We start from the raw sequence: 21,988 nt of genomic DNA, 5'->3' as shown, positions 1-21,988 counted from the left end.
TGGGTCCGCACCTTCATCAAGGTCGACGCGGCCGGCGTCGACTGGACCCCGATGTTCGCCCCGCCAACCGACGCGATCTCGTGGAAGCTTCTGGACGGCGTGGACAAGAACGATCCGAAGACCGTGCTGGGCCAGGTCCTCGCGCCCTTCACGAACAAGACTGTCGCCTACAACGGCATGTACGGCTGCCTGCCTGGCACTTTCCGCGTCGCGGGGCTCTTGCAGTACCGCCCCGCCCGCAGCGACCCGACATCGATCTACGCTTCTACAACGACGGCACTATCATCCAGCAGAACGGCGACTTCACGCAGACTGGCGACTTCTTCCCCGCGCTGCAGCAGCTCGCCGGCACCACCTGGCAGCAGATCGCCGCTGGTGGCCCGGACGCCTACAAGGTCGACTGCGTGAAGCTCGAGTCCATGTGGCGGGACTGGTTTAGCGCCCTCTACACCTCCGCCATGGAGCAGGGCTACGGCGATTACTTGTTGCCCTACCTCGCCCGCGAGGTCCTCGGCGAGTGGCGCCTCGGCGCGAACGCCTCGGGCATCGTCAGCCCCGCCGGGACCGACTGGGAGGCGGTCCCGCTGGTCACGCCGGCGACCTTCAAGACGGGCGCCCTGGCGACGCCGAAGTCACGTACGACCTGCATGTACACCGACGCCATGGTCAAGGGTCAACTCGTCACCAGCGGCGACATGGCGCGTCGGTGGACGCGCGACGCGAAGACCGGCGAGTTCATCGCCCCGCCGCTGTCGCCCTTCGCGGGGCAAGAGGGCCGCATCTGCGTCCCGTGGCCGCCGGGCGACCTGCTCCTGTCGAAGTACCGCCGGGCCGACGACGCGATCATCACCCCCGCGGTGCAGGCGGTCGCGCAGCTCCAGCGACGACGTCTGTCTCGCAGCCTCGACTGCGCCTACGTCCGCCCATTCGCGGTTGGCGACCGCCCGGCCTACGCGGCATTCGCCGACAAATCGCTGCAGGCGCATTGCGTCGAGATGCGAAAGCGCCTGCTGACGCACCCGGCGCGCATGCAGGTCGAGTACGAGACCGTACGTGCGGTGGACCCCGAGTACGCGGACGCGCTCCGCGACGCCGGGCGTGCCGACGACTGCGGCCCAGCGCGCCGCGGCGTCAATGAAGATCGCAGGCTCCAAGGCGGCGACCCAGCCCCTTGATGCCAAGGATCCGCCAGTCGGGCCACCCAGGCCGCTCCAGGGCGGGCTGCCCTTCGATCCGACCCCCGGCGACGAAAGGACCGGGAGGAGCTGGCTTGGACCGGTCGTACTCGGGGGCACTGCCCTGGTGACGACTATCGGCGTTGCGGTCGGCGTCGCGCGAAGTCGACGCGCAGCTGCAGCGCACTGACATCGCATTTGGCTAATCCGCGCACATTGGCGCGGCGCGACATTGAGGCATGGAGGTAGAGCAATGGCGAAGCGTTATATCATCGACGAGATCCGCGCGAACAACTGGATGGTGCGCATGCGCGATCGAGAGACCGGCGACGTCGTCGAGGTCCCGCTCGAGCTCGGGTCGCTGTGGCCCGGCAAGCTACGCGGAGACGCGGTCCCCCGCGAACCGACCGAACCGAGCGAGCCATCCACGCCGCAGGACGCCGAACCATCGGACTCGACGCCGACCGAAGCATCCACACCGCCAGGCGACGACGCCGTCCCGGTCGCCGCGGAGCCGCCCATCGAGAAAAAGCCCCGCAAAGAACGCAAGGTGGCGCGGGTGACGGAGCCCGAGGCGCTCCAGGAGATCATGGCTTCGCCGATCCTCCGCAGCCAGTACGTGGACGAGGAGACCATCGCGGCCGACGACGTGGCGGCGCTGCGGAAGATGCAGGCAATGATGCGACGCGCGAAAGGCCGGCGCGCCGGCAAGGTCGGCGACCTCGGCTGGGACGAGACCACCGACTCCGGCCGCAGCGGCCTCATCTCGCGCTTCGGCAAGGGCGCCTTCAAGATCCTGCACGCGGGCGCCGATACCTACGCGCTGTTCTTCGAGTGGGACGACGGGCGATACGACCGACTCGGCTGCGGCGCCGCCGAGGATATGATGAACCTCGCCAACAAGCGGGCGCAGGAAGATCCCCCGGAGCCCCCGCCGAGCCACCTCAGCCTGGAGCTGGCGCGCCTGTATTGCGGCACCCCGGCGCAGCAGGACTCCGCGAACGAGCGCTTGGAGCCGGCGTTCGCCGAGGCGCGACGCAACAGCCAGGGCTCCGTCCCGCCGCTCAGCGAAGCGGAGGCGCAGGAGCGGCTCTCGAAGTCTCTGGAGCGGGAGGTCGCCAAGTTCGAGGCGCGCAAGAAGAAGGAGCAGAAGCACCGCGACGAGCCGGCCCCGGACCCGATCGCGCCGAACGCAGAGATGGACAATCAGCTCACCGAATCGCTGAAGCGGGCGCTCGCCGACCTCGACGCCGTCGACGCGAATGAGCGAAAGGGCGAGTGACCCTCATGTCGACCTCCGAAGCCAACGGCCGCCTCTACCGCGTGGGCAAGCACTGGTACCTCGACACCGCCCTCCTGCAGACGATCGCGCGGCGGATGACCGTCGAGCCGATGCAGGGCGGCTACCAGATCCTCGCCCCGGCGGGCCTGGTGCGCTGCGTGCCCGCCAGCGGCCTCGCGCTGCCCGGCCAGACTGGCGAGCTCTACCGCTGCCAGGGCCAGAGCCAGGACCAGGACATCGGCGCCCGCCTGCGCAAGCTCGCCGGAGCCGCCGATGTGGCCAGCGGAGAGTGGGAGCAATGGCCGAGCGGCGCCATGACGACGGCGCCGGCCAGGGCGTGCTGCGGCTCGTGTGCGGTCGGCGGCGCGTGCGGGGCGACCCCTCCGGCGCACGACCACGAGCCGCAGTCCCTCCTCGAGCGCCTCATCGTCAGCGAGACCCTCGGCACCGTCGCCCCTCGCATGGTGACGAGCACCGCGATCGCCATCTATCCCGCCCAGCACGCCGCGCCCGAATGGGTGACCGGCCGCTACCACGAATGCATCGCCTCGATCCTGCGCTTCCCGGACCTCGCCGCCAACGACTGGATCGTGCTCCTCGACCTGCGCAAGGGCGCATTCACGTCGACCTGGGGCCTCACCCTCGATCGCCAGCGCACCCTCATGCTCACCGAGATCCTGCAACTCGCCCTGCGCCTCGCCGACCAGGCCAAGCGCAAGGGCTCGGCCCTGCCGGCACAGCCCTCGAAGCACACCCCGGGCGCGAGCGCGTGGGAGTTCGCCGCCGAGCTCGCCCCTCGCAATGGCACCTGCGAGCGCTGCCCGTACCGGCTCGGCACCAACCTGCGCTGCCCGATGTGCCGACAATGGCAGCTGCGCCGCAAGCCCGCCCCGGCCGCGGAGCAGCCGGCCGCGCTCGCCACGCTCCTGCGCGAGCAGAAGGAGCTGCGCACCGTCGGCACGACCGTGCTGAACTCGCTTGCGCAGGCCATCGCGGACAGCCACGCCCGCAACCCGCACGAGCCGCTCACCGACCGATTCTTCCTGCAACTCGAACGCGATGTCCTGCTCGCCCAGCAGCCGCATCGGCTCGCTGAGGCCGAGGCGGAGGCCGTCCTCGACATCGCCGAGCTCAGCCCCCTCGAAGCCACGATCGCGGTCGGCGCCCAGGCCCGCAAGGAGGCTGCATGACCCCCGCCGCCCAGGCTTTCGAGAAGTTCCTGCCGTTCTGGCGCGCCTCGCTGCCGCCCGGCATCCCACCCGCGTACTTCGACGCCTTCGTGGTGCGCATGCGGCCGACGCTCGAGAGCATCGTCGGCGCGTGGTTCGAGCGGCGCCAGGCCCGGCGTGACCAGGCGCTGCCGCCCGAGTCGATGACGAAGGCCAGCCGCACGCGCCGCAACCTCGAGGCGATGCGCATCGTCGCCACGCGCCGCCCGCAGGACATGAGCGCCGACGAGCGCCGCGCCGTGCTCGGCTACAGCGGCTGGGGCGGCCTGTCGATCGAGGCGGTGATGGATCAGTTCCCGCCCGGCATGGTCCCCAGCGACTTCGCGCTGGCCCACGAGTATTTCACGCCTCCTCGGTCGCGGAGGCCATCGCGGATCTGGTGTGTCCACTGCTCGCCGCGCTCGCCGGCCACGACGGCATCGTGCGAGCCTTCGAGCCCAGCGTCGGCATTGGCCGCTTGATCCGCGAGATGGGCCCGCCGCGCTGCCTGGTCACCGACCCGCGCTACAAGGAGACCCGCTGGACCGCGGTCGAGCTCTCCGAGGTCAGCGCCAAGATGTTCGCGGCGATGCGCCCCGACGTCGAGCTGTTCTCGATGTCGCTCGAGCGGTGGATGAGCGAGCACGCCGCGCGCTACCAGGGCACCCTCGGCCTCGTCGTCGCCAACCCGCCCTACGGCCAGCGCGGCGAGTTCGCCCTCCAGGACAAGCACCCGGACTACCAGGACCGGGCCTCCTACGCCTATTTCATGCGGCGCTGCCTCGACCTGCTGGTCCCGCGCGGCCTCGGCGTCTTCGTGGTCCCCGCCGGCTTCCTGAGCGGCTCGCAGAATCGCAAGCTGCGCGAGCGGGTACTGCTGCGCCACCACCTCGAGGTCGCGTTTCGCCTCCCGAGCGAGGGCGCCACGGGCAAGGACCTGTTTCCGGGTGCGCACAATGTCGTGGACGTGCTGGTGTGGCGCGCCCGCGGCGGGGAGCTCCGCGAGGTCGACCCGCGCGACGCCTTCATCCTCGAGGGCGACTATTTCAAGGAGAACGCCGAGCATATCCTAGGCGCCGAGGTCCAGGAGGACGGCGACAAGTCATCACCGAAGAAGCGTCGGCGCTACGCCGTGGTCGGCGACTTCACCGGCTTCCCGCGTTCACCCCGCGGCCGGTCTGCCTGAGAGCTGCGCCATCACCAACCTGCCGACATTCGAGGTTACGCCGGTCACGACCGTGACGCGCGACATGGGCGAGGAGCAGGACGACACCAGCGACGACCTGCGCCAGGCGCTCGAGCTCGGCCGCCGCGTCGATCGCTACCTCGCGCTGGTCGCCGCCGAGGACCCGCGCGCGACCGGCCTGTGGCCCGAGCTGTCCGAGGCCCTGCGAAACCTGCAGCACGTGCCCGCGCTGCGGGCCCACGACGGCAACCCGTGGCGCTGGCCCGAGCTGCGCGCCCTGGCCGAGCGCCGCGCGCTGGCCCAGCGCCTGCTGTCCGCCTACCAGAAGAACGGCGAGCTCGCCCCGGCCCTCGCCGAGCGGCCGAAGATCCAGCCGAAGTTTCGCGCCCAGCCGGGCGACGTGCTCGCCCAGGCCGAGCACCTCCACCGCTCGCGGCGCCACCTGACGATCGCCGAGCTCGAGGCGTTCCACCGCGCCCAGGGCGGCCTCCTCGATCGCACCGACATGCTCGCGCCAGCTGCTCGCCGCCGAGTGGAACCTCGACGGCGACGCCTGGGACGAGCTGGTCCCCTCGCGCGCCTACCTCGGCGGCATGCTGTGGCCGAAGTATGACCGCGCCGCCGCGCGCGCTGCCACCGACCCGCAGGCCGCGGTGCAGCTGCGCCGCCTCGAGGGCGCGATGAACCTCGCGGTGTTCGAGGACATCCGCGACATCTCGCCGCGTCAGGGCTGGGTCCCGCCGGCGCTGGTCTCCGCCTGGCTCTCCGACACACTCAATCGCCGCTACGGCGCGATCGAGCTCACGCGCACGGGCGGCACGATCCAGCCCGAGGGCAGCGACTACGCGAAGCTCGGCACCACGGCCGCGCTGACGCCCGAGACCCTGTGGTGCATCGGCTGGATGAACCACGACTTCACCCTGTTCAAGCCCGATCTCAGCGAGGCGGAGATCCAGAAGCTGGTCGAGGAGGACGAGGCCGCGACCGGCCAGTCCGCCGCGCCGGCCGATGCGGGCGACGACGACGAAGAGGACGAGGAGGAGGACCTGGGCCAGGTCCGCCTGCTGCTCGGGCGCCACTGGGATCGCCGCTTCGCCGCCTGGGTCCGCGCCGACGAGGGCCGCCAGGCCACGGTGCGCGCCGCGTACAACCGTGCCTTTCGCGGCATCGTCATCCCGACCTACGACGGCGGCGCGCTGGACATCGCTCGGTGGAACGAGAGCGGCCCGCAGCTCAAGGCCCACCAGATCGCCGGCATCCTGCGCGTGCTCGACATGCGCGGCGGCCTCATCGCCTTCGACGTCGGCGTCGGCAAGACATACACCGCCATTGGCGTCATCTCAGCAGCTCGGCAGGAGGGCTGGGTCCGCCGCCCCGTCGTGCTCGTGCCGAGTTCGCTGGTCTGGAAGTGGCACGACGACTTTCTATGCGTACTGCCCGATTACCGGGTCCAGGTCATCGGCAGCAAGCGCAAGCAGATCAGCCGCGGCAAGCGCAAGGGCTTCATCACCTCCGAGACCGACACCCCCGAGGAGCGCGCCGAGAAGTGGAGCGCCTTCCAGGCCGGCCTCTTCGACGTGGTGGTCCTGAGCTACGACGCGCTCGGCCGGACCAAGATGAACCAGGAGGCGCTGCTCGACTACGTCAAGTCCGTCGAGAGCCTGCAGCGCCAGGTCAAGCTGCGCCAGCGCAACGCCGCCAAGAAGAAGGTCGAGGACCTGTCCGAGCGCGACAAGGCGATCCTCAAGCACGGCGTGCGCGCCTTCGTGGAAGAAATGCTCGAGCTACCGGAGGGCCACAAGTTCGACCCTGGCATCGCCTGGGACGACATCGGCATCGACATGCTGGTCGTCGACGAGGCCGCCTCGTTCAAGAACAGCTACAAGCCCGAGGCCCGCGAGCACGGCCTGCCCAAATTCATGGGCAGCAGCGGCGACGGCAGCAAGCGCGCCTGGCAGCTCGACTTCCGCGCCGCGGCCGTCCGCCAGCGCACGGGCGGCTCCGGCATCGTCCTGCTGACCGCGACGCCGGCCAAGAACTCGCCGCTCGAGTTCTACAACCTCATCCAGCTCATCGACCCGCACGCGTTCTCCAGCCGCGGCCTGATGGACCCCGAGCAGTTCATCGACCGCTTCCTGCGCATCGAGAGCCGCGAGATCATCGACATGACCCTCAAGGTGTCGATGCGCAGCGTCGTCGACGGCTTCAAAAATCTCGACGACCTGCGCACGATCATCAAGCGCTACGGTGAATTTCGCAGCGGCGCCGAGGTCGGCCTGACCCTGCCCGAGCCGCGCAGCGAGCAGGTCCGGGTGCCGCTCGGCCCGGAGCAGGAGGACCGCTATGGCGAGCTGGTCCGCAAGCTCGAGCGGGCGCTCCAGCAGTCCCAGGTGCAGGGCAGCAGCCAGAACAAGATCCTCGGCCTGCTCGCGCGCCTCTCCCTGGTCGCCCTGCACGCCAAGCTGGACGGTGGCGTCGAGTACGGCGCGGCGCTGAGCTCCGTCCACCCCGCGGACTACGCCTCGCCCAAGCTGGCCGCTTGCGCCGAGCGCGTGGCCGCGAGCGCGGGCTGCGGGCACATCATCTTCTGCGAGCCGACCGCGGTGCACCTGTGGATGCGCGAGGTGCTGGTCGCCCACAAGGTGCCGCGCGAGCGTATCGCCATTCTCAACGCGGTCGAGACCCAGTCCGCCGATCGCATCCGCATCGCCCGCGAGTTCAACGGCATCACCACCGAGCCGGCCGCGCCCGGCTCCTGCGCCAGCGGCAGCAGCCAGCGCGTGCCGCCGAAGTACGACGTGATCATCGCCAACTCGGTCGCCTACGAGGGCATCGATCTGCAGGTCCGTACCTGCGCGATCCACCACCTCGATCTGCCGTGGACCCCCGCGGACCTCGAGCAGCGCAACGGCCGGGCCGTGCGCCAGGGCAACGAGCTGCCGGTGGTCTCGATTTACTACTACCTGTCCGATCGCTCGATGGACTGGTATCGCTACACGTTGATCCAGGGCAAGCGCGCGTGGCTCGGTGACGTGCTCGCCAGTCAGGCGCGCGACACCAGCAACCCCGGCGCGCAGCAGGCCCTCTCCGACGAGGAGATCCTGCTGATGATCTCGCGCGACCCCGAGGCCACGCAGCGGGCCCTCGACGCCCGCCGCGAGACCATTCGCGCCGAGGCTCGCCACAAGGTCGCCCGCGAGGCCGCCAACCTGCTCATCCAGGCCGATGCCCGCTACCGCGACGCCCGCGAGACCACCGACACCGATCGGGCCGCGCGTCTGCGGGCCGAGGGCGACGAGCGCCTGGCGGACCTGAAGCGTATCGATGCGGCGGCGTGGCCGTGGGCGCGGCTCGCCGAGCGTGCGCGCGAGGTCGAAATGATGGTGCCCTCGGCCACGTCGGCGCCCGTATTCGAGGGGCTGCGCATCGGCCGGGGCAAGCCGGGATTTGTCCGCTACCACGAGTTCGGGCGCGTCCTGCGAGGGGAGGGTGAGCGCCGCATCGGCCGACGCGCGCACGGGGCCCCTGTGTGGGAGATGCAGGGCGACGAGGCGCTGCGCAGCCTCGAGCTGCAACCCGCCGATGTCGAGGCCGGCGCTGCCTGGCCGGATGAGGATGAGGCCGAGCTGCAAACCGTGCTTGAGGCCCACATCGAGTCTGTGCTGGGCAAGAATGTGGCGAGCTACGACGAGCTCGAGTGGCTCGGGGCGAGCGACGCATGGCTCACCCGCTGGTGGCCGCGCGTCGAGAAGCAGGTCCGCGAGGGCCTCGCCCGCTCGACCGCGGAGCAGGCATACCCGCTCGTCGTCGGCGGCACGCTGACCCTCGCGTCCGGGGAGCAGCTGCGCAGCGGCGAGTTGCTCGCACCGCACCTCGCCGGCTGGCAGCGCTTCCTCGAGCTCGCGCCCGGCAGCGGCCTCAAGTTCGGCGAGCTGCGCGAGGTCGGATCGGCGTACTGGGCCCGCAAGTTCCCGCGCGGCCTGCTCGGCCCCCAGGGCGGGGCCGAGTCCTCGCAGGAAGCGCCCCGCGACGACGCGCCCGCCAGCGCGGAGCAGCCCAGCACTGCGCCGGAGCCGACGCCCGTGGAAGACCCCGCGCCCGCAGAGAAGCCCGCGCCCCGCAAGACCCGGAAGGCCGCCAAGGCCACTGCTCCGGCGGCGCACGCGATGCTCCGCGCGGAGCCGCTGATCCGAGGCGAGCGCATCGCCTCGCGCTTCAACGCCGAGCCGGGCCCCCGCCTGCATGTCGAGGGGAATCGCGGTCAAGGCCTGCTGTTCTTCGTGCTGCCCGTGAGGGCAGCGATGAAGTGCTCGCGGCGATTGACGTCGAGGACTCGACCGTCGAGCGCGTGCGGTGGATCTCCACTCGCCTGCGCCCCACCGAGCAGGACGAGATCCTCGAGCGCCTGGAGCGGGCCCTCGCGGACGAGCAGGCCCTCGAGGCCGCGACCGACAAGGAGCCGCCGCCCGACGCCGAGTCGTCGCTCCAGCCGCTGATCCGCATGCTCGAGCGCCAGGGCTTCGGCGCGTTCGACATGGACCCCGTGCACGCCAAGGACACCACGCGCCAGGACCCGCTGCGCGCGCTGGCTGTGGCCTTGCAAGACCTGTCCGCCCCGAGCGCCGCCTTCGCCGGAGGAGGCGGCGACCTGGCTCAGCGACCAGGGGCTGTTCTCCGTGGCGGACGTGCTGCAAGACGCGGCCGTGCTCGCGTACGCATCCGTCACCGAGATCCTCGATCGCATCTGGACCGCCGCCGATGTCTCGGTGCCCCTCGTCAAGATCTTGCGCGACGGCGACGAGACGAAGGTCGACAAACGCGCGATCACCTGGTCGAAGGTCACGGCGTCCAGCATCGTCCTGGTCCGCGAGGAGGCCACCGGCCGGCGCTATCGCCTGCGCACCGTCAAGGTGACGCTCGGGAACTGTGATGACGCAGCGTGCAAGGTCATCCCGATCGACGGCAAGGCTCGCCCGGGCGCCGAGGTCTATCTGCTCCACGAGCGCCAGGCCCTCTTCATCGAGCAACTCCACGACCGCCTCGCTGAGCTCGAGCAGGCCCTTCACGCCGCGCCAAAGCTGCTCGAGGATGTGCGTCACCTGCTGTTCTTGACCGGCGTGCTGATCGACACCCAGCGCTGCCAGGGCAAGGAGCAGGCCGCCGCGCTGCGAGCGTTCGAGCAGGCCAAGGGCTACCACGACGCGGCGCGCCGAATGTTGATTGCAGGCAAGACCGCCGTCGCCGCGGAGCGCATCCACGCTGCGATGCGGCGCATCGCCATCGCGGCGGCGCAGATCGCCCAGAGCTGCGCCGCCGGACAGCAGAGCATCGTGCCCGCCAAACTCGCGGTCACGCCCGAGGACGAGACCGACCTGGGGGAGGAGAATTGATCATGGCCCGATTCGCCGGCTGGGAGAGCATTCCGATGGCCGAGGGCGGCAAGGACCCCGTGTGGCCCTTGCCCTCGGTGACGCCGAAGTTCGCGACGTGGAGCCTCGGCGGCGGTCGACCGTGGGGCTGCGCGCAGGACAAGTGCGAGCGCTGGCATGCCGGCGTCGACCTCACCAACGCGCCGCAGGGCGCCGTGGTCATCGCGCCTGAGGACTCGCTGATCGTCGGCCTCGACAAGGGCTGGACCGACGGCACCCGGGCGATCTTTCTGCGCACGGACTCGAACCTCTTCCTCGTGCTGGGCGGCGTCATCGCTGGCTCGCACAAGGAGTTCGGCCTGACGACCGGCGGCCGCGTTCGCCGGGGCGAGAAGCTCGGCCGCATCGTCGGCAGCTACGGCATGCTGCACTTCGAGACCTACGCGGCCACGCCCGACCGCACCGCGAACTCCCGCTGGTGGAAGGAAGACCCGGCGCCCGAGGGTCTGCTCAACCCGATCAACTACATCGAGCGCATGGTCGGCGCCAACGCCTCGCTGCTGCAGACGCGCCAGCGGCTCCAGGCGCTCAAGGACCTCGGGCATTACACCGGCGACGTCGCGGCCCCGTGGAACGACGCCGCCACGGCGGCGCTCAAGAAGGCCCAGGCCGCCCTCGGCGTCGAGGCCGATGGGAAGTGGGGCCCCGTCACGGAGGACGCGATCCAGAAGGCCCTCCAGCCCACCTGCACTTCGGGAAAGTGCCCGGCCGAGGGAGCGGACCCCAGCACCCCCGCGAGCGACGTACCCGTCCGCTCGCGCATCGTCGGCGGTGTCATCGCGGGTGTCGTTGTCGCCAGTCTGACGGCCGCCATCGCCGTCACCCTGCGCCGGCGCCGGCCCGCTGCCGAGGAGACCGCCCCATGAGTGCGCAGCCCCTCCCGCCGAGCTCGGGCAAGGCCGCCGAACCTGGCGGCCGCCGAACCCTCGCACTCGTGATCAGCAGCGCCGCAGCGATGCTCGTCGGCCTCGCAGTCGGCTACGCGCTCGGCACCGTGCACGCCCATGAGCGCCAGCTCGCCCGCGGAGACCACCATGGAGTTTGAGTTCGCCACCGCCCGCAACATGCGACTCGGCGCGCTGGTCATGGCCCGCGGCGAGTTCTGCGTGGAGGTCATCGAGCCCGGCGAGTGCGTGGCCTTCGTGCTCCTGCGCGGCTGCCTGCAGATCACCCGACAACGCGCAGGCGAGCCGGCCAGCTACTGCCTGCATACCACCCCGCGGGCGCCCCTCGTCATCATCAACCCTGGCACCTACACCATCGTCGCCGAGCGCTCCGCGGTCGGCCTGCGCGGCATCCGTCGCCGCGCCTGAAAGGATGCACATGTCCGGACAGACAGGTTTCAACTATGAGGTCATGATCTCGCGTCTGCACGGGGGCCTGTGCGCCTTCCAGAGCCTGCGGGCGCATCGTCGTCAACGCGAGCAGGCGGTCGCGCCCGCATCGACGACCGAGGTACGCGCGGCGCCCGAGGAGCGCGTGACGTCGAGTCCGCCCCGTCCCGCGCCCCTCACCCATATCGACGAGCAGGCCACAGGCTCGCCCGAGCCGCAGGCAGCCGTCGCCGTGGGCGATCGCGTGGTGCCGCTGTTTGGGAACCTGAGCGGCCTCTTCGGCGTCCCCTCGGTCCCATCGACCCCGGCGTCGACGGTAAGCCCTCCGCCCGTGACGCCCCCGGGCGCGCCGGCTCCCTCCGAGGAGACCCGGCCACCCCAGCGCGCGACCACCCCCGCACCGACCGCCGCGACGCTAAAGCTCCCGCCGCCGATGCCACCGCCGCGCCTCGGCCTGATCTATGGGGGCCATCCTCCGGCGCCGGAGCCCGTGGCCGCGACGGAGCCCTCGACCACGACACCTCGCAGGCCGATCCACGACCCGCCGCAAGACGTTGTGCAGGTCCAGGAACCGCCGAGTGTTGTGTCAATCACCGCACTGCTCAACGCCCGCGCACAGGCGGACGTCCAGCGCCTCGAGAAGGCGAACGCCGATCATCGCGCGGCCATGGAGTCGCTGCTGCGCGAGCACCGAGACGGGCTGCACGCCCAGGGCGAGGCAGACATCGCCCGCACGACCCAGATGCTCCGCGAGCATCGTGACGAGCTTCGCGCCCAGCGGGAGGCGGACGCCGCTCGCACGGTGCAGTTGCTCCGCGAGGTCCTCGCCGAGCACCGCGCAGAGCTGGCCCGTGCAGCCCAGCAACACCACGCTGACTCGCACGCGATCGCAGGCGGCACAGGCGAACTTCGAGCGGGGCTCCTCGAGCAGGCGAGTTTGCAGCGCGAGGCGAACGCGGACGTAGCGGACCAGCTCTCTGCGCTGACCACGATCGTCGCGGACCTCGGACATACCGTGGGCATGCTGGCCGTCGCGGCCGCCCACAAGTTCCAGCAAAGCCAGCTCCCGATCCGGCCCACCTTCACGCCGCCGCCACGTGTCGAACCCGCCGCCGAATCACCGCACGTCGATCCCATCGCGTCCGCCCCCTCACCGCAGAGCGAACGCGTCGTGTCAACAGTATCGCCACACATCGAGCTCGCGGTGGGACGGGTCGGACCCAACGCGCCCGCATCCTCGGCGACCGCGCCGACAGCCGCCAACCAGCCCAGCGCCCGGCCCAGTGCGCGGCCGCCCCGGACCCGAAGTGAGGCCGCCGAACGCGCCCGATTGCAGGAAGCTCTGGAGGACGACTCGGACGACGACATCGCGGCTCTCGCTGACGAGGACGAGGACCCCATGCATCGTCGCCGCCTCGCCCCACTCACCGCCCTCGAAATGCCCGACGACCAGGAGGACGACGACGATGTCTGACAACAAGGATATCGCCGTCCTCGCCAAGAAGGTCTACGAGCTCTCGATTCTGCCCGTGGAGGCGCTCGACGCCCGCAAGTGGGAGGCGCTGCTCATCCTCAACGCGGTCTACAGCTCGGCGACCCCGGAGGGAATCGACAGGGCCAACGCCGACAAGGTGGCCCGCTGGGGCGCCCAGATCCAGCAGGAGGGCCTCCTGTCCCAAATGCACCCAAAGTGGCACCTGCGAACCGACGACGGCAAACCGCCGGCGGCCCGCCACGCCCTCGAGTCGGCCCTCTCGAACCCGGCACGAGACCTTCGCGCGCGCCTCGCCACCCTGCAATTCATCGCCCCCGCGGATCGCCCTCCGCTCGACGAGCTCGCCCGCGCCCTGATCTCGGACGCCTTCAACGGCGCGACCGGCGAGGCCCGCAACCAGTATCTCGACCTCGCCCGTTCTCGCGGCCCGAACTGGTTTCGCGAGCCCTGGCCGCTCGTCCTCCCGCTAAACGGCGGACTGCCGCCCGTGATGCTCCTGATCGACAACCAGGGCCCGACCCACGACGGCGGAATCTACGACGACCCCGACGACGACCCCATGTGGGACCGCCTCAGCTGGGCGAACGCGGTCCGCACCTGGAACGTTGACTTCCTCCGCGACAACCCGCTCGCCCAGCTCTACACGGCGACCGAGACCGTCGCCGGCAACATCGCCGAGGGCGCCAACGATGCCGCGAAGGGCATCGCCACCCTGCTCAAGTGGGCGCCGTATGTCCTCGCCGGTATCGGCGCCATCGGTGCCACCACGGTCGTGCTCGCGGCGGCGAATAGAACCTCACAACCCGCCCCCGCCGCGTGAAGGAAATGACCATGCGCAGGACTCTCATGCTCACCGGCCTCGCCGCCGGCGCACTGGTGGGCGCCGGCTACCTGAGCCGTCGCAACCTGGCGAGGACACAGCGCCTCACCGGCATCATCCCGATCGTCACGCCCTTCATCGACATCGAGATGGCCGAGGGCGTGCTCGCCGTGATGGAGCACCTCCCCGACGATCGCGTGACGATCGTCCTGCACACCCTCGGGGGCTGCGTCACCGCCTGCGTGCTGATCGCCAACGCGCTGAGGCAGTTCCGCGATTCCACCGCCGTCGTCCCGTACATGGCGATCTCCGGCGGTACGCTGATCGCCCTGAGCGCCATGCGCCTCGAGATGGGTGGACGCGCCTCGCTGTCCGCGGTCGATCCGCAGATCATGGGGCAGAGGGTCAAGCATTTGGCCGAGGTCAAGGATAAGCCCAGCATCGCTGCGCTCGCGCACGAGTACGACGTGTCCATGCGCAAATATGTACGCGGCGCCCTGCGCAAGCATCTGCCCGAGGAGCGCCTGGGCCCCGCCATGGACCTGTTCATCGGCGAGCACGCGCCACACGAGTGGCCAATTCAGCGGCCCGAGGTCGAAGCCGTGGGGCTCGCGGTGACACCCGCCGCGAGCAAGTGGGCCGCACTGGTCGACCGCTACCGGGGGCGGGCGTGGTGACCGACCCCTTCGCAGCGATCGACACGTTCCTCGAGCGCTGGCGCGCCTCCTTGGCGCCGCCGTTCACACTGGCCTACGTCGACGGGTTCATTCGCCGTCACCGGGCGCAGGTCGAGACGCTGATCGCCGACACCCTGGCGCATCGGCGAGCCCGAGGCGGCGAGCGCCCGGCGTACAAGCCCGATTTCCTCGCATACGACGCCCTCACGACCGCCCAGCGGCGCCTGGACGCCCAGACCGACAAGGAGGTCATGGCCCAGCTCCTGCGCCGCGTGGACGACCAATTCGTCGGAGGCTACAGCGAGCGTTCGGTGATCCACAACTTCGCCGTCGAATACGCCGACACCCGCACCGAGGCGATCTTCCTGCGCGACGCGGGCTGGGACGCCGTGCCGCTGCTCCTGGAGCGCCCGGCGCTGGTCGTCGTTGCTGGCGGTCACGTGGTGGCGGTGCGCGACTGGAGGGGCGGGCTCACCATCCACCCCGATCGCAAGGGCACGCTGAACCACCTGTTCGCGGATCTCGATCGGGCCGAGGAAAAGCTCCTGCACATCCGCGACGTCCTCGACCTCTACCCGGACACCAAAGAGCAACTCGTGAAATACGCCTACGCCACGTGGAGGGAAGCCCGCAAGGCCGCACTGAACCTCAAGCAACCCACGCCGAACACGACCAGCGAGAGAAAGCGGAAATCACCATGATGCGCCTGACCCTCGCGCGTTTGGCCCTCGGGGGCGCCCTACTCACCCAGGGTGGCATGGCGCTCCGCCGCTTCGAGCATGGCCGACTATGCAGCGGCCGCAGATATGAGCGGGGGACACTATGAGAGCACGTACCATCGCACGCCTGGTCCTTGGAGGAGCGGTCGCCGTCGAGACCGGCCTGGCCCTTCGCCGGTTCGAGACTCGCCGGCAGGTCTACGACGCCGCTGCCCGGCGGGCGGTCGAGCTCGGCCGCCCGCTGGTCGTTGTCGGCGATCCTGACGCGGGCGCTCACACTCGCCTCGCCCGCGCCTACGGCTGCGGCGATCTGTGCGTCGATCTCCGTGGCTGCCCCCAGTGTCGCGTGATGCAGGCCGCCGATCTGACGCAGGGACCAGTCCCAGGCGTCGCGGACGACTCGGCCGTCGTCTATGTTTCGTGCGTGCTCGAGTACGTCGCGGACCCCAGCGCGGCGTTGCGGGAGCTCTATCGGATGGCGGGGTCATCCGAGAACCTCTTCCTCGTCTTCGTGGACCGAGGGAGCTTCACCGCCGCCTTGTATCCGGGCGCACGGTGGTCTGGCGTGACCGACGGCAAGGAGGTTGCCATGACGCCGATCACGACCTCACGCAAGCTGGCCAGCATCGGCGGCCTCACCGGCTTGATCGTGCTCGCCCTCTGGCCTGAACGGGCCACATGAACGACCGGGACCCGCGGGTCGGCTGCCTGGCGACGCGGACCTGCACACATCGATGAAGTTGGGACGTGCCTTTTGGAGAGCTCCTTTCCTTACACTACGCCACGTGGGAGACGACATGACCCAAGGGACAGGCTTAGGCCGATCTCCGGAGATGGCGCCGATGCACCTGTGAGCTCGCGCAGCAGCCATCGCTGCCGCCGCCGCTGCTCACGGTGCAAGACCTGGCGCTATTGCTCGCCACGAGCAGTAGCGGTGTGTACTCCCGGGTCGCCCGTGGACAGATACCCGGGGTCCTTCGCATCGGACGAAGCCTTCGCTGCGACCCCCGAGTCATTGCACAATGGCTCTCGGCGAACAAGGCGAGCGCAGGAGGTCTCTCATGATCAAGCTGCGCCCGTGGAAGGGAACGAAGAATGAGTTTGAAGCCGACATCATCGTCACAGGTCCCAGCGGCCGGGTCCTGCGCAAGCGGGTCAAGGCCCCGGTCGCGGGCAAGTCCAACGCCGAGCGGTGGGCCCGCGTCCTCGAGCAGGAGATGCTCATGCAGCTCCTGGTCCCGGAGCCCGCCCCCGCGCCAGAACCTACGAGGGAGCCCGAGAAGCCCCGCGTGCCGACCTTCGAGGAGTTCGCGGTGACATTCCTCGATCTGTGCAAGGCCAACCGCCTGGGGATCAACACGCGGCTGGGCTACGAGGTCAATCTGCGGCTACACCTGAATCCGTTGATCGGCCGGCGTCGCATGAATGCGGTGACGCCCGCGGACCTCACCGCGATCAAGTCGTCGCTGGTCCACAAGGCGCACAACACGATGTGCGAGGTGCTCAAGACGCTGCGACGGGTCCTCAACGTGGCGGTGGGGCAGGGGATCATCACCCAGGCACCGGTCAAGGTAGAAATGCCCCGCCGGATCCGCAAGGCGGTCATCGCCTACGACGCTGACGAACAGGCGGCGCTGCTGAACGCCGCCAGCTCGCTCGGCTCCCGCTACACGGTGATGCTGCTGCTCGGCCTGGATGCCGGGTTGCGGCGCGGCGAGATGCTCGGGCTGCACTGGACGGACCTCGACTCCAAGCGCGGCACCATGATCGTGCGGCACAACATCGTCCGGGGCATGCTCGACCTGACCAAGGGCCGCAGCGAGGACGAGATCTCGATGACTGCACGGCTATCCGCGGCGCTGCAGGCGGGGCGTCACGATCGGGGGCGCTTCGTCCTCGCCAACGGCCGCGGCAACCACTTCCATGAGACGGAGCTCGTCGACTGGATGCGGGAACTGGTGACGTTGGCGAAGGTGCCGTGGCATGGCACCCACGTCCTTCGCAAGACCTGTGGGACGCGCATCGCCGATGGCGGTGGCGGGGTCGCGGCCGTGGCTGCGCACCTCCGGCACAAGGACCTGCAGACCGCCAGCCGGTACATCGATCGTCGCGGCGCGAGCAGCCGCGCGCTCTCTGCGCTGGAGAGCTGATGGAGGCGCGCAGCCGCACTCCGTTAACATGCTGAAACTACACGATTAATCGCCATTATCTCTACTCCTCGACGAAGTCGAGGTCGCGGCCGAAGGTCTCCTCGAGCTGCCACACGCTCAGCAGGGCGACGCTGAGGCACGCGACGCCGACGCCGAGGGCCGCACCGGGCACGCCGAGCTCCGGCTTCAGCGCCTGGAATCCGGCGGTGAGCAGGGGCACCGCGCCGCGCACGAAGTTCGGCGCGGTGGTCAGCGGTGGCACGCAGGTTGGTGCCGGATTGTTCCGAGGCGGTGGTGACGAACACCGCCCAGTAGCCGCTGGCCAGGCCGACGCCGGCGCAGGTGGCATAGAAGGTGGCGAGCGAGCGGCCGCCGAGGCCGAGGTAGAGGCCGAGTCACGGCGGTGAGGCCGATGAACAGTGCCATGACCTTGCGGCGCGACCGCAGCAGCTGGCTCAGGGTGCCGCTGGCGAGGTCGCCGAGGGCGATGCCGACGTAGGCCCAGAGCACGGCGTAGGCGGCGTTCGGGGCCGGGTCGAGGCCGAGCGCGGCGCCCATCTCGGGGGCGAGTGAGACGAGGATCGCGAACACGAACCAGATCGGCAGGCCGCTGAGGATCACGGCGAGGTAGCGGCGCAGGCGACCGAGGTCGGTGAACAGCTGGAAGAAATCGCCGCGGCGGACACCGCCGCGTGCTGGAGGCCGGCGAACATGCCGGACTCGTGCACGCCGATGCGCAGGGCGAGCAGCAGGAGGCCCATGCCGCCGCCGACGTAGTAGGCGGTGCGCCAGTGCAGGGCGTCGCCGAGCAGGCCGGCGGCGATGCCCCATGAGGCCGACGACGCCCGGCGACCACCATGGTGCCGTAGCCGCGGCCCTGGATCGACATCAGCTCGGCGACGAGGGTGATGCCAGCGCCGAGGCTCACCCGCGAGGCCGACGCCCGGCGACCAGGCGCAGCCACGCGTAGGTGTCGACGTCGCTGACCATGCCGTTGAGGATGTTGGCCAGCGAGTACAGCAAGATCGACCCGAACAGCACGGACAGGCGGCCGCGCTTGTCGCCCAGCACGCCCCACAAGATCCCGCCGAGCAGCATGCCGTACATCTGCATGTCGAGCAGACGCAGGCCCTGGGTGGTGAGCGCCTCGCCGGACAGACCGAGCTCGCCGAGGCTCTTCATGCGGATGACGCTGAACAGGATCAGGTCGTAGATGTCGACGAAGTAGCCGAGCGCCGCCACCAACACGGCGAGGTAGGTGGCGCGATTCGTGGCGGCTCCGGGGTCGCGCATCGCCTCCTTGGTACCAGGTCGCCACGCGGTGATGACGCGGTGACGGCGGCCGTGTAGGCTCGCGGCCCGCGATGACCGATACGAGCATCTACCTCGATCACAATGCGAGCACGCCGGTGCTGCCGGAGGTGCTCGCGGCGATGCTGCCGTACTTGCGCGAGCACTTCGGCAACCCCACGAGCGGGCACGCCTTCGGGCGCCGGGCCCGGGCGGCGGTGGAGCTGGCGCGAGCCCAGGTCGCAATGTTGGTTGGCGCGGCGCCGGATCAGCTGATCTTCTGCTCGGGCGGGACCGAGGCCAACAACCTTGCGATCCGCGGGGTGATGAGCGTCCGCGGCGATCGCCGGCACCTCGTCACCAGCGTCGCCGAGCACCCGGCCACCGCGGCTCCGTGCACCTGGCTCGAAGGACAGGGGGTCGCCGTCACGCGCGTGGGCCTGGGCGCCGACGGGCAGGTCCGCGAGGACGAGCTGGCGGCGGCGATCGGCGACGACACGGCCCTCGTCACGCTGATCCACGCACACAACGAGACCGGGGTGATCCTGGCGGCGGCGGCGGCGGCTCGCCTGGCCCACGCCCGCGGCGCGTGGATCCACCTCGACACGGCGCAGTCGGTCGGCAAGCACCCCGTCGAGGTCGCGGCGCTGGGCGTGGACCTGCTCTCGATCGCCGGGCACAAGCTCGGCGCGCCCAAGGGGGTCGGGGCGCTCTACGTCGGCCCGTGCGTCACGCCTCGCGCCGCTGCTGCTCGGGGCGAATCACGGAGCGGGGCCTGCGGCCGGGCACCGAATGTGGCCAGCATCGTCGGGCTCGGCGTCGCTTGCGAGGTGGCGCGACGCGAGCTGGGCGAGCGCATCGCTCCGCTTCCTGGGCCAGCGCGAGCGCCTGTGGCGAGCTCTGGCGGAGGCGGTCCCCGGCCTGCGCCGGCACGGTGAGCCGGCGAGCTGCCTGGCCAACCACGTTGCACCTGCGCTTCCCGGGGTCAGCGGGAGCACTGTTGGCGCGCGCTCGGGAGCTCGCGGCGTCGACCGGCTCGGCCTGCCACGCCGGCCACGGCCAGGCGCCGGCGGTGTTGCTGGCGATGGGCGTGGCGGAGCACGAGGCCCGCGGCGCGCTGCGCCTGTCCTCGGGCCAGGTACCAGCGAGCAGGATATCGACGGAGCCGCGCTGGCGCTGGCGCGTGCGTGGCGGTCGCTGACCATGCAGCCGCTGGCCGCGCTCACGCTGATCGCGGTGAGGCGGCGGCTGGCCGCCTCGTCTGCGCGTATGCGCGAGGTGGTCGACACCGCGGGGTGGGTCCCGTTCGCGCAGCGTGCGCCGCAGCGCAAGTTCTGGGCCGTCGCGGCCTGGCGACCGGCCAGATCCCGTCGATTACCGTGGTACGTATCTTGCTCTCGACTGCTCCCGCGTCATGCAAGAGATCGTCGATGCCATGCTCAAAGACTTCGACCGCGACCCGGTCGAGGCGCTCAATCGCCGTCCGACCAAGTTCGACGCTTCGACGGTCAGCCCGTCGGCACCGAGACCGTGTTCTCGCCGTGGGACCTCCGCGCGGGCCGCGATATCTCGGGCCGCGACCAGTCCCGCAAGGCGCTGTCCATGCTCGACCACGGCGTGCTCATCCGGCTCGGGGACATCCTGCCCGGGCGGGCGCCCTGCGCCGAGGCCGACCGCGCCGATCTGCTCGTCGATCGCCTCGAGCACCGCACGCTCGCGGCGATGCAGGCCGCCGCCGACCTCAGCGCCGCCCGCCTCGACGAGTCGCCGTGGTCCGACGACCACTGGGCGCTCTACCACCCGGGGTCCTCGGCAAGCGCTACGCCGACCAGAACTTCCCCGGCGCGGACGACTGGCAGGAGAACTACGACTATATCCAGCGCCACCCGGCGCGCGACATCGTCGCCCGCGCGACGCCGGGCGATCGACCTGCTCTCGCCCGCGGAGAAGTATGACATCCTGGTCGGCGACACCGCGATGGGCCTGACCCAGCGGATGTGGGGCCGAGGGCAAATACTATCACGATCATAACGGTGAGGTCGAGCCGTGGATGGGCATCTGCCACGGCTGGGCGCCCGCCTCGTATTGCCTGCCGCGGCCGCAGCGCGCGGTCGATGTGTGGCCGCCGACGGCCGCACCCGGCTGCGCTTCTATCCGTCCGATATCAAGGCGCTCGGGACGCTGCCGCGGGCCAACGCGGACACCGTCTCGCGCTTCGTCGGCGGCCGCTGCAACGACAAGAAGCCGGCGGTCGACGCCTCCGGTCGGCTGGTCTCCGAGCGCTGTCGGACACCAACCCGGGGACCTTCCACCTAGCGGTGGTCAATCAGACGGCGTCTGCTGCCGCAGCGGGTCATCGACGCCACCTTCGACTATGAGGTGGAATCAGCCGATCCACGGCTATCGCTATGTGCTGTTCAACCTGCAGACTCGGCGCTACGTCCTGACTGGCCGCGGCGACCGTGAGCGCACGGCGTACACCCGGGACTACTTCCGCCGCCCACTGCGGATCGGCGGCGGCCGCGGTCGCCGGGCGTGATGATGGCTCTCCTGTGGTCACCGAGACCAACCCGAGGCACGCGCTCAATGGACAGCCCGGCGTGTGACAAGCCGCGCACGGCCCGGTATCTCTACGACCTGAGCCGACGCCAAACGGCCAGATCACCGGCGGCGAGTGGTACACGAACAAGCACCCGGATTTCCGTCGCCGCCGCCGAACACGCGGGCCTGCACGCCCGCGGACGGGCTCGCAGCGGAGCCGGGCTGCCGGGCACGCCGGTCCCGGAGGGCTGGCGACGCCCGGCGTGGCGTGCGCCCCGACAGCGAGCCCGCCGCCGCTGGCGGAGATCGTCGAGGCGCTCATCGAGCGCTTCGCGCGGGTGGTAAGCCTGCGTGGCCCGCCCGATTCGCCTGGGTGACGGCGCTGGCTGGCCGCGTCGGGGATGCGATACGGGTAGGGTCGCGAACAGCCCGCCCGCGCCGCGCTGGCCTGTCCTTCGACCCGACGCGCGACGCGGACTACGCCGCTTGCGCCGCGAGCGTCGCTCGCACGCGCTGTCCTGCCGTGGACGGTGCCGATCTTACGGCGGCCGATGTCGAGGCCCCGGCGCAGGCCTTTCGCCGACCTGCGCGAGATGGAGGACGCGCTGGTCCGTGGCGGCGCGTAGCGGCGGCCCGAGCGAGCGCGCTGACGTGATCGTGCAGCTCGACCGCCTGGGCCCCC

The 21,988-nt window shown here is 70.4% G+C and carries 24 protein-coding genes and 1 pseudogene; 24 read left to right on the top strand and 1 reads right to left on the bottom strand.

Annotation, left to right across the window (positions count from 1 at the left end):
- From IPJ59_RS26315 to IPJ59_RS26225, 19 genes are all read left to right on the top strand, one after another.
- Positions 1-408, top strand: a 408-nt coding sequence (locus IPJ59_RS26315; protein ID WP_293273823.1) for a hypothetical protein, incomplete at its 5' end; no start/stop codon positions are given.
- On the top strand, positions 405-1,175 hold the full coding sequence (locus IPJ59_RS26310) for a hypothetical protein (RefSeq protein ID WP_293273822.1): 771 nt from the start codon (positions 405-407) through the stop codon (positions 1,173-1,175). The genes IPJ59_RS26315 and IPJ59_RS26310, both read left to right, overlap by 4 nt.
- A 253-nt stretch (positions 1,176-1,428) precedes the next feature.
- Positions 1,429-2,457 (top strand): hypothetical protein, encoded by a 1,029-nt coding sequence (locus tag IPJ59_RS26305; protein ID WP_293273821.1) that lies wholly within the window; start codon positions 1,429-1,431, stop codon positions 2,455-2,457.
- 5 nt (positions 2,458-2,462) lie between these two features.
- Positions 2,463-3,647, top strand: coding sequence for a hypothetical protein (locus IPJ59_RS26300; protein WP_293273820.1), 1,185 nt, complete (start codon positions 2,463-2,465; stop codon positions 3,645-3,647).
- A complete protein-coding gene (locus IPJ59_RS26295; RefSeq protein WP_293273819.1) occupies positions 3,644-4,147 on the top strand; it encodes a hypothetical protein in 504 nt (167 codons plus the stop codon). The genes IPJ59_RS26300 and IPJ59_RS26295 overlap by 4 nt, the downstream gene beginning before the upstream one ends.
- The gene (locus tag IPJ59_RS26290) at positions 4,066-4,851 is read left to right on the top strand and encodes an Eco57I restriction-modification methylase domain-containing protein (protein WP_293273818.1); all 786 of its coding nucleotides are present in this window, start codon (positions 4,066-4,068) and stop codon (positions 4,849-4,851) included. Before IPJ59_RS26295 ends, IPJ59_RS26290 begins: the two co-directional genes overlap by 82 nt.
- A gap of 52 nt (positions 4,852-4,903) precedes the next feature.
- Positions 4,904-5,464, top strand: a complete 561-nt coding sequence (locus tag IPJ59_RS26285) for a hypothetical protein (RefSeq protein WP_293273817.1) — start codon at positions 4,904-4,906, stop codon at positions 5,462-5,464.
- Entirely contained in the window at positions 5,445-9,347 is a 3,903-nt protein-coding gene (locus IPJ59_RS26280; protein WP_293273816.1) for an SNF2-related protein, read from the top strand. The genes IPJ59_RS26285 and IPJ59_RS26280 overlap by 20 nt, the downstream gene beginning before the upstream one ends.
- 189 nt (positions 9,348-9,536) lie before the next feature.
- Positions 9,537-10,241 carry a hypothetical protein gene (locus IPJ59_RS26275; RefSeq protein WP_293273815.1) on the top strand — a complete coding sequence of 235 codons (705 nt, stop codon included), beginning with the start codon at positions 9,537-9,539 and terminating at the stop codon, positions 10,239-10,241.
- Between the two features lie 2 nt (positions 10,242-10,243).
- Positions 10,244-11,146, top strand: a complete 903-nt coding sequence (locus IPJ59_RS26270) for a M23 family metallopeptidase (RefSeq protein WP_293273814.1) — start codon at positions 10,244-10,246, stop codon at positions 11,144-11,146.
- On the top strand, positions 11,143-11,325 hold the full coding sequence (locus IPJ59_RS26265; protein ID WP_293273813.1) for a hypothetical protein: 183 nt from the start codon (positions 11,143-11,145) through the stop codon (positions 11,323-11,325). The genes IPJ59_RS26270 and IPJ59_RS26265 overlap by 4 nt, the downstream gene beginning before the upstream one ends.
- Positions 11,315-11,593 carry a hypothetical protein gene (locus IPJ59_RS26260; RefSeq protein ID WP_293273812.1) on the top strand — a complete coding sequence of 93 codons (279 nt, stop codon included), beginning with the start codon at positions 11,315-11,317 and terminating at the stop codon, positions 11,591-11,593. Before IPJ59_RS26265 ends, IPJ59_RS26260 begins: the two co-directional genes overlap by 11 nt.
- Positions 11,594-11,603: 10 nt before the next feature.
- Positions 11,604-13,088: a hypothetical protein gene (locus IPJ59_RS26255; protein WP_293273811.1), complete on the top strand. Its 1,485-nt coding sequence runs from the start codon at positions 11,604-11,606 to the stop codon at positions 13,086-13,088.
- On the top strand, positions 13,081-13,929 hold the full coding sequence (locus tag IPJ59_RS26250; protein WP_293273810.1) for a hypothetical protein: 849 nt from the start codon (positions 13,081-13,083) through the stop codon (positions 13,927-13,929). The genes IPJ59_RS26255 and IPJ59_RS26250 overlap by 8 nt, the downstream gene beginning before the upstream one ends.
- A gap of 26 nt (positions 13,930-13,955) precedes the next feature.
- Positions 13,956-14,606 (top strand): SDH family Clp fold serine proteinase, encoded by a 651-nt coding sequence (locus IPJ59_RS26245; protein WP_293273809.1) that lies wholly within the window; start codon positions 13,956-13,958, stop codon positions 14,604-14,606.
- Complete coding sequence (locus IPJ59_RS26240) at positions 14,603-15,307, top strand: hypothetical protein (RefSeq protein WP_293273808.1); 705 nt, start codon at positions 14,603-14,605, stop codon at positions 15,305-15,307. Before IPJ59_RS26245 ends, IPJ59_RS26240 begins: the two co-directional genes overlap by 4 nt.
- Before the next feature lie 121 nt (positions 15,308-15,428).
- A complete protein-coding gene (locus tag IPJ59_RS26235) occupies positions 15,429-16,007 on the top strand; it encodes a class I SAM-dependent methyltransferase (protein WP_293273807.1) in 579 nt (192 codons plus the stop codon).
- Between the two features lie 212 nt (positions 16,008-16,219).
- On the top strand, positions 16,220-16,390 hold the full coding sequence (locus IPJ59_RS26230) for a helix-turn-helix domain-containing protein (protein ID WP_293273806.1): 171 nt from the start codon (positions 16,220-16,222) through the stop codon (positions 16,388-16,390).
- On the top strand, positions 16,387-17,475 hold the full coding sequence (locus tag IPJ59_RS26225; RefSeq protein WP_293273805.1) for a tyrosine-type recombinase/integrase: 1,089 nt from the start codon (positions 16,387-16,389) through the stop codon (positions 17,473-17,475). The genes IPJ59_RS26230 and IPJ59_RS26225 overlap by 4 nt, the downstream gene beginning before the upstream one ends.
- A 61-nt stretch (positions 17,476-17,536) precedes the next feature.
- Here the strand turns inward: IPJ59_RS26225 and IPJ59_RS38130 are convergent.
- Positions 17,537-18,768, bottom strand: a pseudogene (locus tag IPJ59_RS38130) (MFS transporter).
- Between the two features lie 71 nt (positions 18,769-18,839).
- Here IPJ59_RS38130 and IPJ59_RS26200 point away from each other — a divergent pair.
- The 5 genes from IPJ59_RS26200 (at position 18,840) to IPJ59_RS26180 (ending at position 21,304) form a co-directional block, all read left to right on the top strand.
- The gene (locus tag IPJ59_RS26200; protein WP_293273800.1) at positions 18,840-19,703 is read left to right on the top strand and encodes a cysteine desulfurase family protein; all 864 of its coding nucleotides are present in this window, start codon (positions 18,840-18,842) and stop codon (positions 19,701-19,703) included.
- Between the two features lie 62 nt (positions 19,704-19,765).
- Positions 19,766-19,966 (top strand): hypothetical protein, encoded by a 201-nt coding sequence (locus IPJ59_RS26195; RefSeq protein WP_293273799.1) that lies wholly within the window; start codon positions 19,766-19,768, stop codon positions 19,964-19,966.
- A 329-nt stretch (positions 19,967-20,295) separates the two neighbouring features.
- Positions 20,296-20,796 carry a hypothetical protein gene (locus IPJ59_RS26190; protein WP_293273798.1) on the top strand — a complete coding sequence of 167 codons (501 nt, stop codon included), beginning with the start codon at positions 20,296-20,298 and terminating at the stop codon, positions 20,794-20,796.
- Positions 20,797-20,883: 87 nt separating this feature from the next.
- Entirely contained in the window at positions 20,884-21,081 is a 198-nt protein-coding gene (locus tag IPJ59_RS26185; RefSeq protein ID WP_293273797.1) for a hypothetical protein, read from the top strand.
- A 58-nt stretch (positions 21,082-21,139) separates the two neighbouring features.
- Positions 21,140-21,304, top strand: coding sequence for a hypothetical protein (locus IPJ59_RS26180; RefSeq protein WP_293273796.1), 165 nt, complete (start codon positions 21,140-21,142; stop codon positions 21,302-21,304).
- Positions 21,305-21,988: the final 684 nt, after the last annotated feature.

The organism is Nannocystis sp. (assembly GCF_016714285.1).
Classification (GTDB): Bacteria; Myxococcota_A; Polyangia; order Nannocystales; family Nannocystaceae; genus Nannocystis.
Note: the sequence above shows the minus strand (reverse complement) of the source record. Positions and strands in the feature narration are given on the sequence as shown.

Excerpts from the sequence above, each read along its gene's own strand:
- IPJ59_RS26200 (WP_293273800.1), top strand. The coding sequence starts at position 18,840 with ATGACCGATACGAGCATCTACCTCGATCACAATGCGAGCACGCCGGTG.
- IPJ59_RS26260 (WP_293273812.1), top strand. The coding sequence starts at position 11,315 with ATGGAGTTTGAGTTCGCCACCGCCCGCAACATGCGACTCGGCGCGCTG.
- IPJ59_RS26255 (WP_293273811.1), top strand. The coding sequence starts at position 11,604 with ATGTCCGGACAGACAGGTTTCAACTATGAGGTCATGATCTCGCGTCTG.
- IPJ59_RS26300 (WP_293273820.1), top strand. The coding sequence starts at position 2,463 with ATGTCGACCTCCGAAGCCAACGGCCGCCTCTACCGCGTGGGCAAGCAC.
- IPJ59_RS26250 (WP_293273810.1), top strand. The coding sequence starts at position 13,081 with ATGTCTGACAACAAGGATATCGCCGTCCTCGCCAAGAAGGTCTACGAG.
- IPJ59_RS26245 (WP_293273809.1), top strand. The coding sequence starts at position 13,956 with ATGCTCACCGGCCTCGCCGCCGGCGCACTGGTGGGCGCCGGCTACCTG.
- IPJ59_RS26270 (WP_293273814.1), top strand. The coding sequence starts at position 10,244 with ATGGCCCGATTCGCCGGCTGGGAGAGCATTCCGATGGCCGAGGGCGGC.
- IPJ59_RS26305 (WP_293273821.1), top strand. The coding sequence starts at position 1,429 with ATGGCGAAGCGTTATATCATCGACGAGATCCGCGCGAACAACTGGATG.
- IPJ59_RS26180 (WP_293273796.1), top strand. The coding sequence starts at position 21,140 with ATGAGGTGGAATCAGCCGATCCACGGCTATCGCTATGTGCTGTTCAAC.
- IPJ59_RS26235 (WP_293273807.1), top strand. The coding sequence starts at position 15,429 with ATGAGAGCACGTACCATCGCACGCCTGGTCCTTGGAGGAGCGGTCGCC.
- IPJ59_RS26280 (WP_293273816.1), top strand. The coding sequence starts at position 5,445 with ATGCTGTGGCCGAAGTATGACCGCGCCGCCGCGCGCGCTGCCACCGAC.
- IPJ59_RS26295 (WP_293273819.1), top strand. The coding sequence starts at position 3,644 with ATGACCCCCGCCGCCCAGGCTTTCGAGAAGTTCCTGCCGTTCTGGCGC.
- IPJ59_RS26225 (WP_293273805.1), top strand. The coding sequence starts at position 16,387 with ATGATCAAGCTGCGCCCGTGGAAGGGAACGAAGAATGAGTTTGAAGCC.
- IPJ59_RS26265 (WP_293273813.1), top strand. The coding sequence starts at position 11,143 with ATGAGTGCGCAGCCCCTCCCGCCGAGCTCGGGCAAGGCCGCCGAACCT.